This window comes from Paraburkholderia sp. CNPSo 3076, assembly GCF_026343935.1.
Classification (GTDB): Bacteria; Pseudomonadota; Gammaproteobacteria; order Burkholderiales; family Burkholderiaceae; genus Paraburkholderia; species Paraburkholderia nodosa.
Map to the genome: position 1 here is coordinate 25,034 of NZ_JAPMAL010000006.1, position 13,223 is coordinate 38,256.

At 63.5% G+C, this 13,223-nt stretch carries 13 protein-coding genes; 11 read left to right on the top strand and 2 right to left on the bottom strand.

Features of this window, described 5'->3' with window-relative positions; genetic code table 11:
* Positions 1-43: 43 nt before the first annotated feature.
* On the bottom strand, positions 44-676 hold the full coding sequence (locus tag M3A49_RS08605) for a lytic transglycosylase domain-containing protein (RefSeq protein ID WP_266228320.1): 633 nt from the start codon (positions 674-676) through the stop codon (positions 44-46).
* Positions 677-1,228: 552 nt separating this feature from the next.
* On the opposite strand from M3A49_RS08605, the gene M3A49_RS08610 reads away from it, so the two are divergent.
* Positions 1,229-2,008: a response regulator gene (locus tag M3A49_RS08610; RefSeq protein WP_266228321.1), complete on the top strand. Its 780-nt coding sequence runs from the start codon at positions 1,229-1,231 to the stop codon at positions 2,006-2,008.
* A gap of 17 nt (positions 2,009-2,025) precedes the next feature.
* On the opposite strand, the gene M3A49_RS08615 is transcribed toward M3A49_RS08610, so the two are convergent.
* Positions 2,026-3,123 (bottom strand): ATP-binding protein, encoded by a 1,098-nt coding sequence (locus tag M3A49_RS08615; RefSeq protein ID WP_323183125.1) that lies wholly within the window; start codon positions 3,121-3,123, stop codon positions 2,026-2,028.
* A 321-nt stretch (positions 3,124-3,444) separates the two neighbouring features.
* On the opposite strand from M3A49_RS08615, the gene M3A49_RS08620 reads away from it, so the two are divergent.
* The 10 genes from M3A49_RS08620 to M3A49_RS08665 all read left to right on the top strand — a co-directional run bounded on the left by M3A49_RS08620 (position 3,445) and on the right by M3A49_RS08665 (position 13,215).
* Complete coding sequence (locus tag M3A49_RS08620; protein ID WP_416338937.1) at positions 3,445-4,068, top strand: SCO family protein; 624 nt, start codon at positions 3,445-3,447, stop codon at positions 4,066-4,068.
* 30 nt (positions 4,069-4,098) lie between these two features.
* Entirely contained in the window at positions 4,099-4,767 is a 669-nt protein-coding gene (locus M3A49_RS08625) for a response regulator (RefSeq protein WP_266228322.1), read from the top strand.
* A gap of 187 nt (positions 4,768-4,954) precedes the next feature.
* Positions 4,955-5,416 (top strand): type II secretion system major pseudopilin GspG, encoded by a 462-nt coding sequence (gene gspG, locus M3A49_RS08630; RefSeq protein ID WP_254355633.1) that lies wholly within the window; start codon positions 4,955-4,957, stop codon positions 5,414-5,416.
* Between the two features lie 55 nt (positions 5,417-5,471).
* The gene (locus M3A49_RS08635; RefSeq protein ID WP_266228325.1) at positions 5,472-6,674 is read left to right on the top strand and encodes a type II secretion system F family protein; all 1,203 of its coding nucleotides are present in this window, start codon (positions 5,472-5,474) and stop codon (positions 6,672-6,674) included.
* A gap of 18 nt (positions 6,675-6,692) precedes the next feature.
* Positions 6,693-8,417 (top strand): GspE/PulE family protein, encoded by a 1,725-nt coding sequence (locus M3A49_RS08640; RefSeq protein WP_266228326.1) that lies wholly within the window; start codon positions 6,693-6,695, stop codon positions 8,415-8,417.
* Positions 8,398-9,288, top strand: coding sequence for a hypothetical protein (locus tag M3A49_RS08645; protein WP_266228327.1), 891 nt, complete (start codon positions 8,398-8,400; stop codon positions 9,286-9,288). Before M3A49_RS08640 ends, M3A49_RS08645 begins: the two co-directional genes overlap by 20 nt.
* Complete coding sequence (locus tag M3A49_RS08650; protein WP_266228328.1) at positions 9,285-9,815, top strand: hypothetical protein; 531 nt, start codon at positions 9,285-9,287, stop codon at positions 9,813-9,815. Before M3A49_RS08645 ends, M3A49_RS08650 begins: the two co-directional genes overlap by 4 nt.
* Entirely contained in the window at positions 9,812-10,378 is a 567-nt protein-coding gene (locus tag M3A49_RS08655) for a hypothetical protein (protein WP_266228329.1), read from the top strand. Before M3A49_RS08650 ends, M3A49_RS08655 begins: the two co-directional genes overlap by 4 nt.
* Complete coding sequence (locus M3A49_RS08660; RefSeq protein ID WP_266228330.1) at positions 10,375-10,965, top strand: hypothetical protein; 591 nt, start codon at positions 10,375-10,377, stop codon at positions 10,963-10,965. The genes M3A49_RS08655 and M3A49_RS08660 overlap by 4 nt, the downstream gene beginning before the upstream one ends.
* The gene (locus M3A49_RS08665; protein ID WP_266228332.1) at positions 10,966-13,215 is read left to right on the top strand and encodes a type IV pilus secretin PilQ; all 2,250 of its coding nucleotides are present in this window, start codon (positions 10,966-10,968) and stop codon (positions 13,213-13,215) included.
* Positions 13,216-13,223 lie beyond the last annotated feature (8 nt).

A 13,223-nucleotide genomic window follows, 5' to 3' on the forward strand; every position in this document is an offset into this window, starting at 1 on the left:
GCCGATTCGCTATGCATGCCGTTTGGGGCGCGCAATCAGGCGATCAGCTGGCCGCGAGAAGTTGCTTGTAGCGCGCCAGCACGCGCGGAACGTACAGACGTGTTTCCGGCAGCGACGGCACGCGATAGCCGGCGCGAATCACCGCGTTCTCACCGGCGTTGTAGGCGGCCAGCGCGAGTTCGACATCGTCCTTGAACAGATCGAGAAGAAAGCGCAGATAGCGGGCGCCGGCCAGCACGTTGTCTCGCGGATTGAACATGTCGCCTTGCGAGAATCGCGCGGCGGTGTCCGGCATCAACTGCATCAATCCCAGCGCGCCTTTCTCCGACACTGCCTTCGGGTTGTATCCCGACTCGATGTCGATCACCGCGCGAAGCAGTTCGGGTTGAACGCGAAAGGAGCGGCTCGCTTCATCTATCACGTCCGCGTACAAGGGAGAGCCGGCGCCGCCTGGTGACTTGCGGGACTGGCGCCTCGCACCCGCTTCGCCTGGCGGCTCGCCCGCAACGATCACCTTCAATCCGGGCTTGCCCCGCACGTTCGTCAGAACGATGGCGCCGTTGCCGTCGATCACGCCAAAAATCTGCGCGCATGCCGTTGCCGGCAACACCGCACCGAGCATCGCGAATGCGGCAATGATCGCGTTTCCGAAGCGGGATGACGGGTGGCAATGCATCGTTGTTTTCTCCTGCACCTGAATTGTGGTGGAAGAAAAAACGGCTCGGCAATGGGGCACCTCCCTACACTTTGTGACGCAAAAGCGCGGCCAAAAAGCGCATTGCAAAAACTTAACATTCGAAATAAATGGTAATGGACGGTAATCGACGGCAGCAGCTCCGCCGTCATGCGTAGCGGCTTAATTCTTCTCGCTGGATGCAAATATCATCGACCAATTTTCACCCAATGATAGAAATGAACGGGTTTCCCGCCATCCATTGCGGCAACTAATCTTCTGGAGATTTCGAAAGGGTTCGAATTTGAAACATTTTTCGACACCCGATGCGCTGCCGGCATGCCCCACAAAGTGGAGATGCGCGCCGTTGCTTGCTCTGCGCGAAGTGGCGTGAACCTTGCGGAGGGCAGGCACATACAGTAATCCGAAAATAACATAAAGCTAACAGTTAGGAATTCGAATGTAAAGAGTGAAAGCTTTGCGGAAGGAAAGAATTTTCGTCAAATAGTGAATGCGGGAATGACGGCCGAGGGCACGGGCACTGGGAGACAAGACGTGAATACCAAATGTCGCGTTGTAATCGCAGAGGATCACGATCTGCTGCGAAATGGTCTACGTTCGATGTTGTGTGCGCAAGCCGACTACGACGTCGTCGGCGAAGCACGGGACGGCAAGGAAGCCTGCCAGCAGGCGATGACGCTCGTCCCACATCTGATCCTGATGGATCTGTCGATGCGGGGGATGAACGGCATTGACGCCAGCGCGACGATCAAACGGCGATCGCCGGGCATCCGGATCATTGCGCTCACGGTGCATCAAAGCGAGGAGTACGTGCGGGAAGCGCTGCGTGCCGGCGTCGACGGTTACGTGCTGAAGGACGTCTCGTTCGAGGAACTGCTGGTCGCGATGCACTCAGTCATGCAGGGCAAGAAGCATCTGAGTGCGGACGTCTACGGGTACATGGTCGACTCGTTCGTCAGCGGCCGCGAAGCGCCCGCACCGAAGCATGCCTGGGACGTGCTGACGGCGCGCGAGCGCAGCGTGCTGAAGCTGATCGCGGAAGGACGCACCAACCGGCAGGTCGGACAATATCTGAACCTGAGTCCGAAGACAATCGAGAAATATCGCGCGAGCATGATGCACAAGCTCCATATCGCCAACCTGACCGAACTGGTTCTCGTCGCGATGAGCATGGGTTTGCTGACCTCGCTCGCCGCCAAGTGCGCTGAGCCGAACGTTGACGATGCGCACTTGCCGGAACGCACCGATCCGGCGCCGGGCTCGGGCCCAGGAGGCGAGCTGCCCGAATACCGCCTGGGCGAAACGGGAACCTGAGTGCGACGAAGGCTTCGCTAGCGCGTCCAGGTCGCGCAGACGCGCGTACCGGTCGCGGCGGACGACTCGATCGAAAACGCGCCGCCGTGCATCTCCACGCGGTGCTGCATGCCGATGAGGCCCAATCCGGTCGAATAGGCGTCTTCTGTGGCGAACGGGTGGTTCTCGTAGCCGATGCCGTTGTCCTGAATCGTCAACAGCAGGCCGCCCACGTCACTCCGCAGGCTGAGGGAAATTTCCGTCGCCTCGGCATGCTTGACGGCATTGTTCAGCGCCTCCTGAGCGACTCTGAACATGTCCGCTTTCAGATGCTCGGGTACGTCCTTATCCGCGACATCGCAGTCGAACAAGACTGAGATCGCCTCCGTGCCATGTTCGATGCGCCGGCACAGCGAACCCAATGCTGCGGGCAGCCCCAGCTTGTCCAGCATGAGCGGCCTCAGTTCACCGCATATCTGCCGCACGTCGCCGATCGTTTCGCGGACCCTGAACACGGTCGCATCCAGCAGCTGTACCGCATCGTCGACTTGCCCGCGGCGTATGCGCATCAGTGCGTCCTCTGTCATCAGCTTGACGAGGGTTAGCGCCTGGCCGAGGCCGTCGTGCAACTCCGCAGCAAGACGCTGGCGTTCCTTCTGCTGGCCCATCATCAGATACGTCTGGCACATCCGCTCGCTTGCATCGAACGGTTCGGCCGGGTCGCCAGACCTGGGCTCGAAGATTAGCGGCTCTTCGAAAAGCGTCAGCATGACGCGCGCCTCCATCTGTTTCGTGGGGACCCATTGCTGATGCAGCGCCAGCCGCGTTGGATGACCCGTTCGGCCGGTGAGGACGGCGCTGAACGAATGAAACTCGCGAGCCTTGCTCGCGGACAATTCGTCTGCCAGGTCGCTATGAGAGTCGTCGGGCGCGAGGTCGGCGAGACCCTTGCCGACGAGCTCGGCGCTCGAATAGCCGAGCAGCGCGGCGGCGCTGCGGTTTGCCGACACGAAGGTCCCATCGGGCGTGAGAATCGCGAGCGCTGCGCCGCGCGCGTCGGTGACGACGCCGGCGTCGGGTTGGCTGGAGTAGGCCGCGCTGCGAAGTTTGCGCATTGCTTCGATCAGATCGAGCAATCTAACCTGCGGTCCCCCTGGCTGGCTTTCATCCATTGGAGCTCCCCGACGCGTCGAAATAATCAAATCGTAAGACTATCGGGATTGTAGGCCGTGGTCGACGCAAGCTGCAACGGGGAATTTGTGGGGTCGTAGTGTGGGGACACCCCCCAATGCACGGTGCGGGTTTTCCATCAAGCGGGCATACCCTACCGCCGTTTGGGGTCCCTCATCCAATGACGCTTGTAGGCAAATTCATGACACTGAACTTGCGAGGAAGTGAAAGCGCCGCAACCTGCGCATCGCGAGAAGCGACCTTTCTCCTCATTTCTGGAGACCGGTATGAACAGGACTGCAAAACTAAGGATCGGGGTGCTGGCGGGCATGGCGATCGCGGCAACCGCGGCATGGAGCGCACCCGCCGACGACGCTGCTGCCGATCCTCACATGCATCATCACATGATGGCGGGCATGACAACGCGCACGACCGCACAATACACGCTGCCTTCGGTCGACCTCGTGCGCGATGACGGCAAGACCGTTTCGCTCGTCGACGAGTTGAATGATGGCCGTCCGGTGATCGTGACCTTCATCTATACGACCTGCACGACGATCTGCCCGATGACCAGCCAGACGCTGGAGAAATTTCAGAGCGATCTGGGCAGCGACCGGGACAAGGTCCATATCGTCTCGATCTCGATCGATCCGGAAGAGGATACGCCTGCGCGCCTCAAGGCCTATGCGGCCAGGTTCGAAGCCGGCCCCGAGTGGCAGCACTACACCGGCACGGTCGAGGCGAGCATTGCGGCGCAGCGCGCGTTCAACGTCTATCGGGGCGACAAGATGAATCACACGCCGGTTGCCTTCCTGCGCGCCGCACCGGGCAAGCCATGGCTGCGCATCGACGGCTTCGCCACGCCGTCGGAACTGCTCGCCGCCTATCACGACGTCGTCGCTTCCAACTAGGCCTGCAGCGTCCCGCAAGGAGCGACGAAATTGGAAAAACGACATCGTGTGCTGATTGCCGAGGACCAGCATCTATTGCGCAGCGGCCTGTGTCGCATGGTTTCCGAACTGGACGACTGCTGCATCGTCGGCGAGGCGAGCGGCGGGCTCGAAGCCCATCGCCTCGCCAGGGAGACGCTGCCCGATCTGATCCTGATGGATCTGACGATGCCCGGCGGCAGCGGCTTCGAAGCGATCACCGCCATCAAGCGCGAGTCCCCGCGCGTCCGGATCATTGTCCTCACCGTTCACTGGAGCGAAGACCATGTGCGGGAGGCGTTCGCCGCGGGTGCCGACGGCTACGTGGTCAAGGACGCGTCGTTCGATCAACTGGTCCGGGAAATGCGCTTCGTGATGCAGGGCAAGCGCGCGGCCGGCGCGAACCGGATCAGTGCAGGGGCGCACGGATCGCGGGAGGACATCGCGCACAAGGCGCAGCTCTGGAACGCGTTGACGGGCCGCGAACGCACGGTGTTGCGGCTCGTGGTCGAAGGGCACACCAACCGTCAGGTTGGCGCGTGCCTGAGTCTCAGCCCCAAGACCATCGAAAAGCATCGCGCGAACCTGATGCGCAAGCTCGGCATCAGGAACCTGAATGGCCTCGTGCGCATTGCGATCGACATGGGCGTGCTGTCGTTGCCCGACGACGAACATGTGTGAAATCCCTCCAGACGGGAAGTTGCAACTGGAGGGTCTTTACCCATGTCTTTGGACGGCACTCCCTACTTCTTGCCCGTATCGACCTGAACAAAAATGCATTCAACGGCTTCAGCGGCGCTGAAGCGGTGAGTCGATACAGGGGGGAGCCGTGCATAGCGAATCGACCTCTATCCAACCCGGTGTGCAGATGCCCGAGCCAGAGGCGCCGCGGCATTGCGCCGGTTTTGCGGCACCGGCACGCACGTATGCGCGGCGCGGCTTCACGCTGCTCGAACTGCTCGTCGTGATGGTCATCATCGGCTTGCTGGCCGGTCTCGTTGCGCCCCGATATTTCGAACAGGTCGGCAAGTCGAACGTCAAGATCGCGCGTGCCCAGATCGTGTCGCTCGGCCAGGCGCTCGATCAATACCGGCTCGACGTCGGCGCGTATCCGACGACCGAAGAAGGCCTGGAGGCGCTCGTGGAGAAGCCGCAGAATGCCGCGCACTGGAGCGGGCCGTATCTGCAGAAGGCGGTGCCCGTGGATCCGTGGGATCGCGCGTATCAGTATCGTTCGCCGGGCGAACACGGCGACTACGACCTGTATTCGCTCGGCAAGAACGGGCGCGGTGACGGCGCGGGCGAGAACGTCACGATCTCGTCGTGGTAGGGGCGCGCGGCGGGGCCGCCGCGCTGCTGGTGGGTTGTCTGCAAGGAGAGTCGACGTGAAGTACGTGCTGCGTGTCTTCGATACGAATGGCTCGGTCCAGACGCTTCGCATCGACAGCGAAACGCCCACGGCAGCCACGGCACTCGCGCGTTCCCGCGGTCTGCGTGTCGTCTCGGTGCGCGCCGAGGGCGGCCGTCGGCGGCATCGTGCGAACCGGCTGGGGATTCCCGGAGGCCGGTTCAACGTCGAGCTCTTTGCGCGCGAACTCGCCGCGCTGCTCGATGCGGGCGTGGGTGTTGTCGACGCGTTGCGCACGCTTGGCGGCAACGAGCGCCGCGAGACGTCGGCGCAAGTGTATCGCGACCTCTTGCGCCAGCTCGAAGAAGGGCACTCGCTATCCGCGGCGCTCGAGCACGCAAGCCATATCTTCCCGCTGGTTCTGGTCGCGTGCGTGAAGGCGAGCGAGCAAACCGGCGGTCTCGCCGACAGCCTCACGCGTTACTCGCGCAACAGCGCGACGCTCCACGAACTGCGTGCACGCGTGGTGTCCGCGGCCATCTATCCGACGGTCCTGCTGTTCGTCGGCGCGGCGGTCGTTCTGTTCCTGCTCGGTTTCGTGGTGCCGCGCTTCGCGAGCCTGCTTGAACACAGCGGGCGCGAGCTGCCGCTGCTGTCGCGCATGCTGATGGCCTGGGGCGGGTTGGTACACGCGCACGGGTCCGGGCTGTCCGTGAGCGTCGCGGTGCTGGCCGTGGCGACCGGCTTCGCGTTGCGCCGCCCGTTCGTGCGTAACTGGATCGCCGATCGCATGCTGGCACTGCCCGGTATCGGGCGACACTTTCGCGTGTTTCGCCAGTCGCAGTTCTATCGCACGACGGCCATGCTCGTCGACGGCGGCATTCCCGCCGTGAAGGCCTTCGACCTCGCACAGGGCCTCGTCGGACGAGCTGACCAGACGGCGCTCGCGGGCGCACTGCACCAGGTTCGCAACGGCGCGAAGGTTTCGGACGCGTTTCAGGAGGCAGGGCTCGCCAACGCGATCGCGTACCGCCTGTTGACGGTGGCCGAGAAGACAGGCGGTCTCGGCCCCGTGCTCGACCGCATCGCGGCGTTCCAGGAGGCGCAGGTGTCGCGCACGATCGATCTGATTTCGCGCTTGATCGAGCCCGCGATGATGATCTTCATCGGCGTGGTGATAGGCGGCATCGTGGTGCTGATGTACATGCCGATTTTCGAAATTGCGTCGAGCATTCAGTAAACCGAATCGGGGAAGCGCGTGGATACACTCATCGCCCAGCCGGATGGCACACAAGCCGAAGCGCGCGCAGATCTGCGCGACGCACTGAGAGCGCTCGGCGAGCGGCATGGTTCCGGCATTCGCGCGCTCGAGGAGCTGATGGCGCAAACCTCGCTCAGCGCGGACGAACTGCGCGTGCAACTGGCAGCGCTGTTCCGCATGAAGTCGATCGGTATGCGCGAGCTGAATCAGCTCGAACCGGATTTCGAAGTGGTTTCGTTCGTCGAAGCGACGACTCGCCTCTGCGTGTGCTTCCACGATCCCGACGCCAATCACGGGCTGCTGTTCGCGATCGCCGATCCGCTCGATGCGCGCACGCGCGGCTGGGTCGAGCATCGGATGCGCTCGCAGCCGGGCGTGCCGTATAGCTGGGCGCTCGCGAGCGCGGGAGACATCAATGCGTATTTGACCGTGCGCGAAAAGGACGTGCGCGCGATGGACTCCCTCGCGTTCGACGACCCGATCCAGAACACAGTCGATCCGGCCTCGCTGGCGTTGACGCTGCAGGGCATCAGCAGCGACGACAGTCCTGTGGTCAGACTCCTCAACTCGACGATCTACGACGCGCTCAAGATGATGGCGAGCGACATTCACCTCGAATGCCGCGCGAACGGGCTGATGATCAAGTGCCGCGTAGACGGCGTGCTCACCGTGGTCGGCCGTGCCGAGGGTCGCGACGTCGCGGACCAGGTGCTCTCGCGCGTGAAAGTGATCTCCGAGCTCGACATCGCCGAGCGGCGTGTGCCGCAGGACGGCCGTTTCAAGGCGCAGTACGCGGGGCGTGAAATCGACTTCCGCGTGTCGATCATGCCGAACCAGTTCGGCGAGGATGCGGTGCTGCGGATCCTCGACCGCTATCAGCTATCGCAATCGGCGGGCGGCCTGACGCTCGAGGCACTCGGCTTTCAGGAGGGCGATACGCGCTTCATGCGCAAGCTCGCGTCGATGCCATACGGCATGCTGCTCGTCACGGGGCCGACCGGCAGCGGCAAGACGACGACGCTCTACGCGATTCTCACGGAAATCAACAACGGTCTAGAGAAGATCGTGACGATCGAGGATCCGGTCGAATACCAGTTGGGCGAAATCCTGCAGATCCCGGTGAACGAGGCGAAAGGGCTCACGTTCGCACGCGGACTGCGCTCGATTCTGCGGCATGACCCGGACAAGATCATGGTAGGGGAAATCCGCGATCCGGAAACGGCGCAGATCGCCGTGCAGGCCGCACTGACCGGGCACCAGGTATTCACGACCGTGCACGCGAACAACGTGTTCGACGTGATCGGCCGGTTCACCAACATGGAGGTCGACCCGTACAGCTTCGTTTCCGCGCTCAATGGCGTGGTCGCGCAGCGCCTGTTGCGGCAATGCTGCCCGGACTGCGTGACCGAAGACAGGATCGACACGGAAACGCTCATCCGCTCGGGCATCGACCCGGACGCAGCGGGCGGCTACCTCTTCCGCCGCGGCGCCGGCTGTGGCGCCTGCCGTGGCAGCGGCTATCGCGGACGGCGTGCGATCGCCGAGGCGCTGCGCATGAACGACGAACTTCGGCAACTGCTGTCGGAGCGCGCGCCGCTCGGTCACATCAAGGCTGCGGCGATGCGCTACGGCATGCAGACACTGCGCGTGGCCGCAATCGATCTGGTGAAGCGCGGCGAAACGACACTCGAGGAGATCAATCGTGTCACGATGGTCGAATAGTCCGGTTGCGATCGGAGTCGGCACACGCGAGATCGTCGTCGGCGCACGCGCGCCCGGGCTGTGGCGCACGCGCAAGCATCTGCCACCAGCGGAGCCCGCCAGCTTCACGATTCCCGATGACCAGTACGGTACCGAGTCGGGTCTGCTCGACGCGCTGCGCGCGGCGCTCGTCACCACGCCCGGCGCCGATGCAGGCGATGCGGATGAAGCGGCGCCCCGCGAGGCGAAGCCGTCGACGCGCAACGCGCATGTGGTGCTGGACGACTTCTGGGGCATCCACGCGATATTGCGCGGCGACTTTCGCACGCTGCGGGCGCGCGAACTCGAAGAGGTCGCGCTGGCCCATTTCACCGACACCTACGGGATCGACGGCGCCACGCTGCTGGTGCGCTTTTGCGTGCAGCAGGGCGGCCGTGCGCTGTTTGCGAGCGCCATGTCCCGCGCGCTTCATGACGGCATTCATGAGGTCGGTGCCTCCGGACGTGTGCGGATTTCGCGCCTGAAACTGGGACTGCCCGAAATGCTCAATTGCATCGACGTGGCGGCGGGCGGCGATGCACTGCTGATGTTCGTCGCCGAGGAGCTGATGCAGGCCGTGATGATCGAGCGGCGCGGCTGGGCCGCCTACGATGCGCAACGCCTGTTTCCCGGCGACGCGGGCAATGCGTCACGGCTTGCCGAACTGGCCGAGCAGCTGTTCGAACGCTCGGCGACGCGAGCGGGCCTCAAGCGGGAGGACTGCACGATCTATCTGTTCGGCAACGACACCGACCCGGCGCCGTTCGAAGCGCGCTTTGCGGCTGCGATCCGGCCGGCACAGCCGGCGACGGACAATTCGCCCGCGCGGCGCTTGATGGAGTGTGCGCAATGATCCAGGTCCTCGATATCGACTTCGGCAGGCGGCGCGCACGCACCGGGACGAGCGGCCTGATCCTGCTGTGCGTCGCCGTTCTGCTGCTGCTCGCGTGCGGCGCGCGGCTCTGGCGTGCGTATGCCGAGAACGATCGCGTGCAGGCGCAGCTCGACGTCATGCGCCATCTGACGTTCGCGCAGAGACACGCGGTGACGCCGCCGCCCACACCGGCCGCCAGGCTGGCGGAAAAGCAGAGCCTGTCGATACTGCGCGAACTGACCGTGCCGTGGCAAGACCTCTTTTCGATCGTGGAGGATTATCCGGACCATGACGTCGCGCTGATCGGCATCGACCAGAACCCTGCGCAGAGCCAGATTCGCATCACGGCCGAAGCGAAGAATATCGACGCGATGATCGCGTACCTGAAGTATCTGCAGACGAGCGTGCTGCTTCGCGAGGCCGTGCTCAACGATCACCTGGTCGAGAACAATGTGCCGGGCAAGCCGGTTCGTTTCCAGATCACCGCCGTCTGGAGGAAGTCATGAATGTGGACCAGTTGCGCGACCGGCTGCTGACACTGCGGTTCGAGCTGCGGCGCCTGTTCGGCCTGCCTGGATTCGTCGGTATCCTGATGATTGGCGCGGCGGCCCTCATGTGCGCCGAGATTTCCCGCGTGGAAGCCGATACGAAGGAGATGCGGGCCCCGGCCCATGTCGTCCAGGCGGCCAGGACGCGCCATGCAGCTGGCAAGCACGATGCGCAAGTCGATGCGATAGCGCTCGAGGCGTTGCCGGAACTGTTCCCGCACTTTTCTCAAAGTGCGGATGATATCGCGTCCATATTCGAGCAGGCGCGCGGCAGCAATCTGACACTCGGGTCTGCCGAGTACCAGGTGAGCACGGATGCGGGCGCGCGCTTTACCCGCTATCAGGTGATGCTGCCCGTCAAGGATCAGTACGGCGCGATCAGGCACTTCCTTGCACTGGTGCTCAACAAGGTGCCGAATGCAGCGCTACGGGAAATCCATGTGGAACGTCCCGCGGTGGACGGCAATATTCTCGATGCGCGGGTGCGCATCGAACTGATTTACCGGAGCGCCCAGCCATGAGACCCGCTCTGCCCATGCGTGTGCTGCTGGTGTTTTGCGCAATCGCGGCCGCCGGGGCAGGGTATCGCGTGCTGGTCGCGGCACGCCAGATGCCGGCGCAAGTCGCCACGCTCGACAGCCAGCATCGCAACGACGCGCACGCGCGGCCAGATGCCAGGCGCCGCACGCACTCGTCCGAGGCGGCCGCGAAGGCTGCGCCAGCGTCTGCGGCGCAGGCCTCAGCGTCTGCGGCGGCCCATGCCAGGCTACTTTCGTTGCGCGCGCCGCTTTCCCTCGAATCGGCCCACGATCCCTTCACGGCGTCTTCGTGGCTTCCGCCGCCGCCCGTCGAAGTGCCGGCCGCGCCGGTGCGGCCCGCGCCGCCCACCGCGCCGCCCGTGCCTTTCGCCTACGTGGGGCAGCTCGATGCAAAGGCGGCGAAGCCGCAAGTCTTTCTCAGCAGCGGAGACCAGTTGCTGATCGTGTCGCCGGGCGACGTGATCGACAACCAGTACCGCGTCGAGTCGGTGTCGGAGTCGGACGTCGTGTTGACCTATTTGCCGCTGCACGAAAGACAGGTGGTCGCCATTCCACGAGAGGACAAGTAAATGAAAACCTCACGCACACGGGGTGCGGGCCGCGATGGAGACGGCGGCCCAGCAGCACGCCTCTCGCCAGTCATCCGGTTGCCCGCTCCGTGCCCGGACGCGATACAGGCCGCGAGAAGACGGGCGCTGGCCATTGCCGTGTCGGTGCTCGCCTTTAGCGGCTGCATGCACGTCCCGAACGTTCATGACGATCCGACCGATGCCCAGGCGAAAGTCGACTATTTGAACCAGCGCAACGCTCAGGTCAACACGCTGCTCGACCAGGCCGATCAGTACCGCAAGAACTACCAGTTCGACGAAGCGATCCGCAATCTCTTCCAGGCGTACGACATCGATCCGACCAATGAGCGCATACGCAAGATCGGCTTGCAGATCGATCAGGATCGCAAGGATCTGGCCATCCTGCAGGAGGCCGAACGCATGATGAAGCGCGGCGCGTATGCGCAGGCGGCCGAGCGGGTGCACCGTGTGCTGGTGGAGAACCCGACCAACACCCTTGCGCAGCAGATGCAGACGGAACTCAACGCCAAACTCAGTCAGCAGCGGGCGGATCGCGATGACAAGCTTGCGGCTTCGTCGATCATGCAGAAGCCCGTGACGCTGCAGTTTCGCGACGCGAACGTGCGCATGGTGTTCGAAGCGCTGTCGCGCACCACGGGATTGAACGTGATCTTCGACCGCGACGTCCGCGCCGATCTGAAGACGACGATCTTCGTGACGAACGCGTCGGTGCAGGACACGGTCGACATGATCCTCATGCAGAATCAGCTCGACAAGAAGCAGCTCAACGCGAACACGCTTTTCATTTATCCCGCCACGCCCGCCAAGCAGCTCGAATATCAGGAACTCAAGGTGCGCACGTTCCAGTTGTCGAACGTCGACGCCAAGCAGATCCAGCAGTTGCTCAAGAGCATTCTGAAGGTCAAGGAAGTCGTGATCGACGAGCGTGCGAATACCGTGACGGTTCGCGGCACACCCGACACGATCAAGGTGGCCGAGGAGATGATCGCCGCGCAGGATTTGCCGGATCCCGAGGTGATGATGGAGGTCGAGGTGCTGGAAGTGTCGCACGAGCGCCTCACCGATCTGGGTATCGACTGGCCTAATTCGTTCACGATGTCGACCCCGAGCACCGCGACGACATGGGGCCTGCTGCATCATCTGACGATCAATGAACTGAATGTCAGCAGCCTCTCGGCCACGGCGAACTTCAAGCTCACCGATACCGACGCGAATCTCCTTGCGAGCCCGCGCATCAGGACGCGCAACAACGAGAAGGCGCGCATCATGATTGGCGATAAAGTACCGGTGATTTCGAGTTCGAGCACGCCGAGCACGAGCGGCCCGTCTTATACGCAAATGATTCAGTACCTCGATGTCGGCATCAAGCTCGAGGTGCAGCCACGGGTCTATCGCGATGGCGACGTCGGCATCCAGCTGAATCTCGAAGTCAGCAACATCACGAATACGATTTCGAGCAGCAATTCAAACGGCCTGAATTCTCTCGCCTATCAGATCGGAACGCGCAGCGCCTCGACGAGTCTGCGCTTGCGCGATGGCGAAACGCAGATTCTCGGCGGCCTCATCTCGGACGAAGACCGCAGGAATGCCAACAAGGTGCCCGGTCTTGGCCAGTTGCCGGTGCTGGGGAGGTTGTTCTCCAACCACCAGGGCGACCACGTCAAGACGGAGATCGTCTTGCAGATCACACCGCACATCGTCCGGCCGCAGCTTGCTGCCGATGCGGATACGCAGGAATTGTGGTCGGGCACCGATGTCAATGTGCACGCCGATCAGCTCCGGCTGGACCCCGTCGTGGCGAACGCGGCGACGTCCGTGGCGCCTCCGGTGAAGCCGATGCCAGGCATGGTCGGCGGCGGCACGGTTGGAGGGGCGTCTTCGCGAGGAGGCGCCGAGGCGTACCCCGCACTGCCGTCGCCTTCGAATGGCGCGTTCGGGCAGATGGCCCCGCCGCCGCGCACGACGCCGCCGCCCGAACCGTACGGTGGACGCTTCTCGCGAACGCCCACACCGCAAGCGGTTCCCGCGCCGCAGTCCGGCCAGAGCGCGGCGCCGGCACCAGCCGAACCATCGGCAGCGGAGCAGGCGGGCGGCGAAGCTGCGGCCGCAGCGCCGCCGCCTGCGCCCGCAGCGCCTGCAACGTCCGCCGCACCGCCGCCGATGTTGACGATGCCGCCAGGCACCATGCCGAGCGATAACCCGCTTCGCCCGGTCGAGGGTGGGTACTGAGCCGTGGC

Excerpts from the sequence above, each read along its gene's own strand:
- M3A49_RS08605 (WP_266228320.1), bottom strand. The coding sequence starts at position 676 with ATGCATTGCCACCCGTCATCCCGCTTCGGAAACGCGATCATTGCCGCA.
- M3A49_RS08620 (WP_416338937.1), top strand. The coding sequence starts at position 3,445 with ATGAACAGGACTGCAAAACTAAGGATCGGGGTGCTGGCGGGCATGGCG.
- gspG (WP_254355633.1), top strand. The coding sequence starts at position 4,955 with ATGCCCGAGCCAGAGGCGCCGCGGCATTGCGCCGGTTTTGCGGCACCG.
- M3A49_RS08650 (WP_266228328.1), top strand. The coding sequence starts at position 9,285 with ATGATCCAGGTCCTCGATATCGACTTCGGCAGGCGGCGCGCACGCACC.
- M3A49_RS08655 (WP_266228329.1), top strand. The coding sequence starts at position 9,812 with ATGAATGTGGACCAGTTGCGCGACCGGCTGCTGACACTGCGGTTCGAG.
- M3A49_RS08660 (WP_266228330.1), top strand. The coding sequence starts at position 10,375 with ATGAGACCCGCTCTGCCCATGCGTGTGCTGCTGGTGTTTTGCGCAATC.
- M3A49_RS08665 (WP_266228332.1), top strand. The coding sequence starts at position 10,966 with ATGAAAACCTCACGCACACGGGGTGCGGGCCGCGATGGAGACGGCGGC.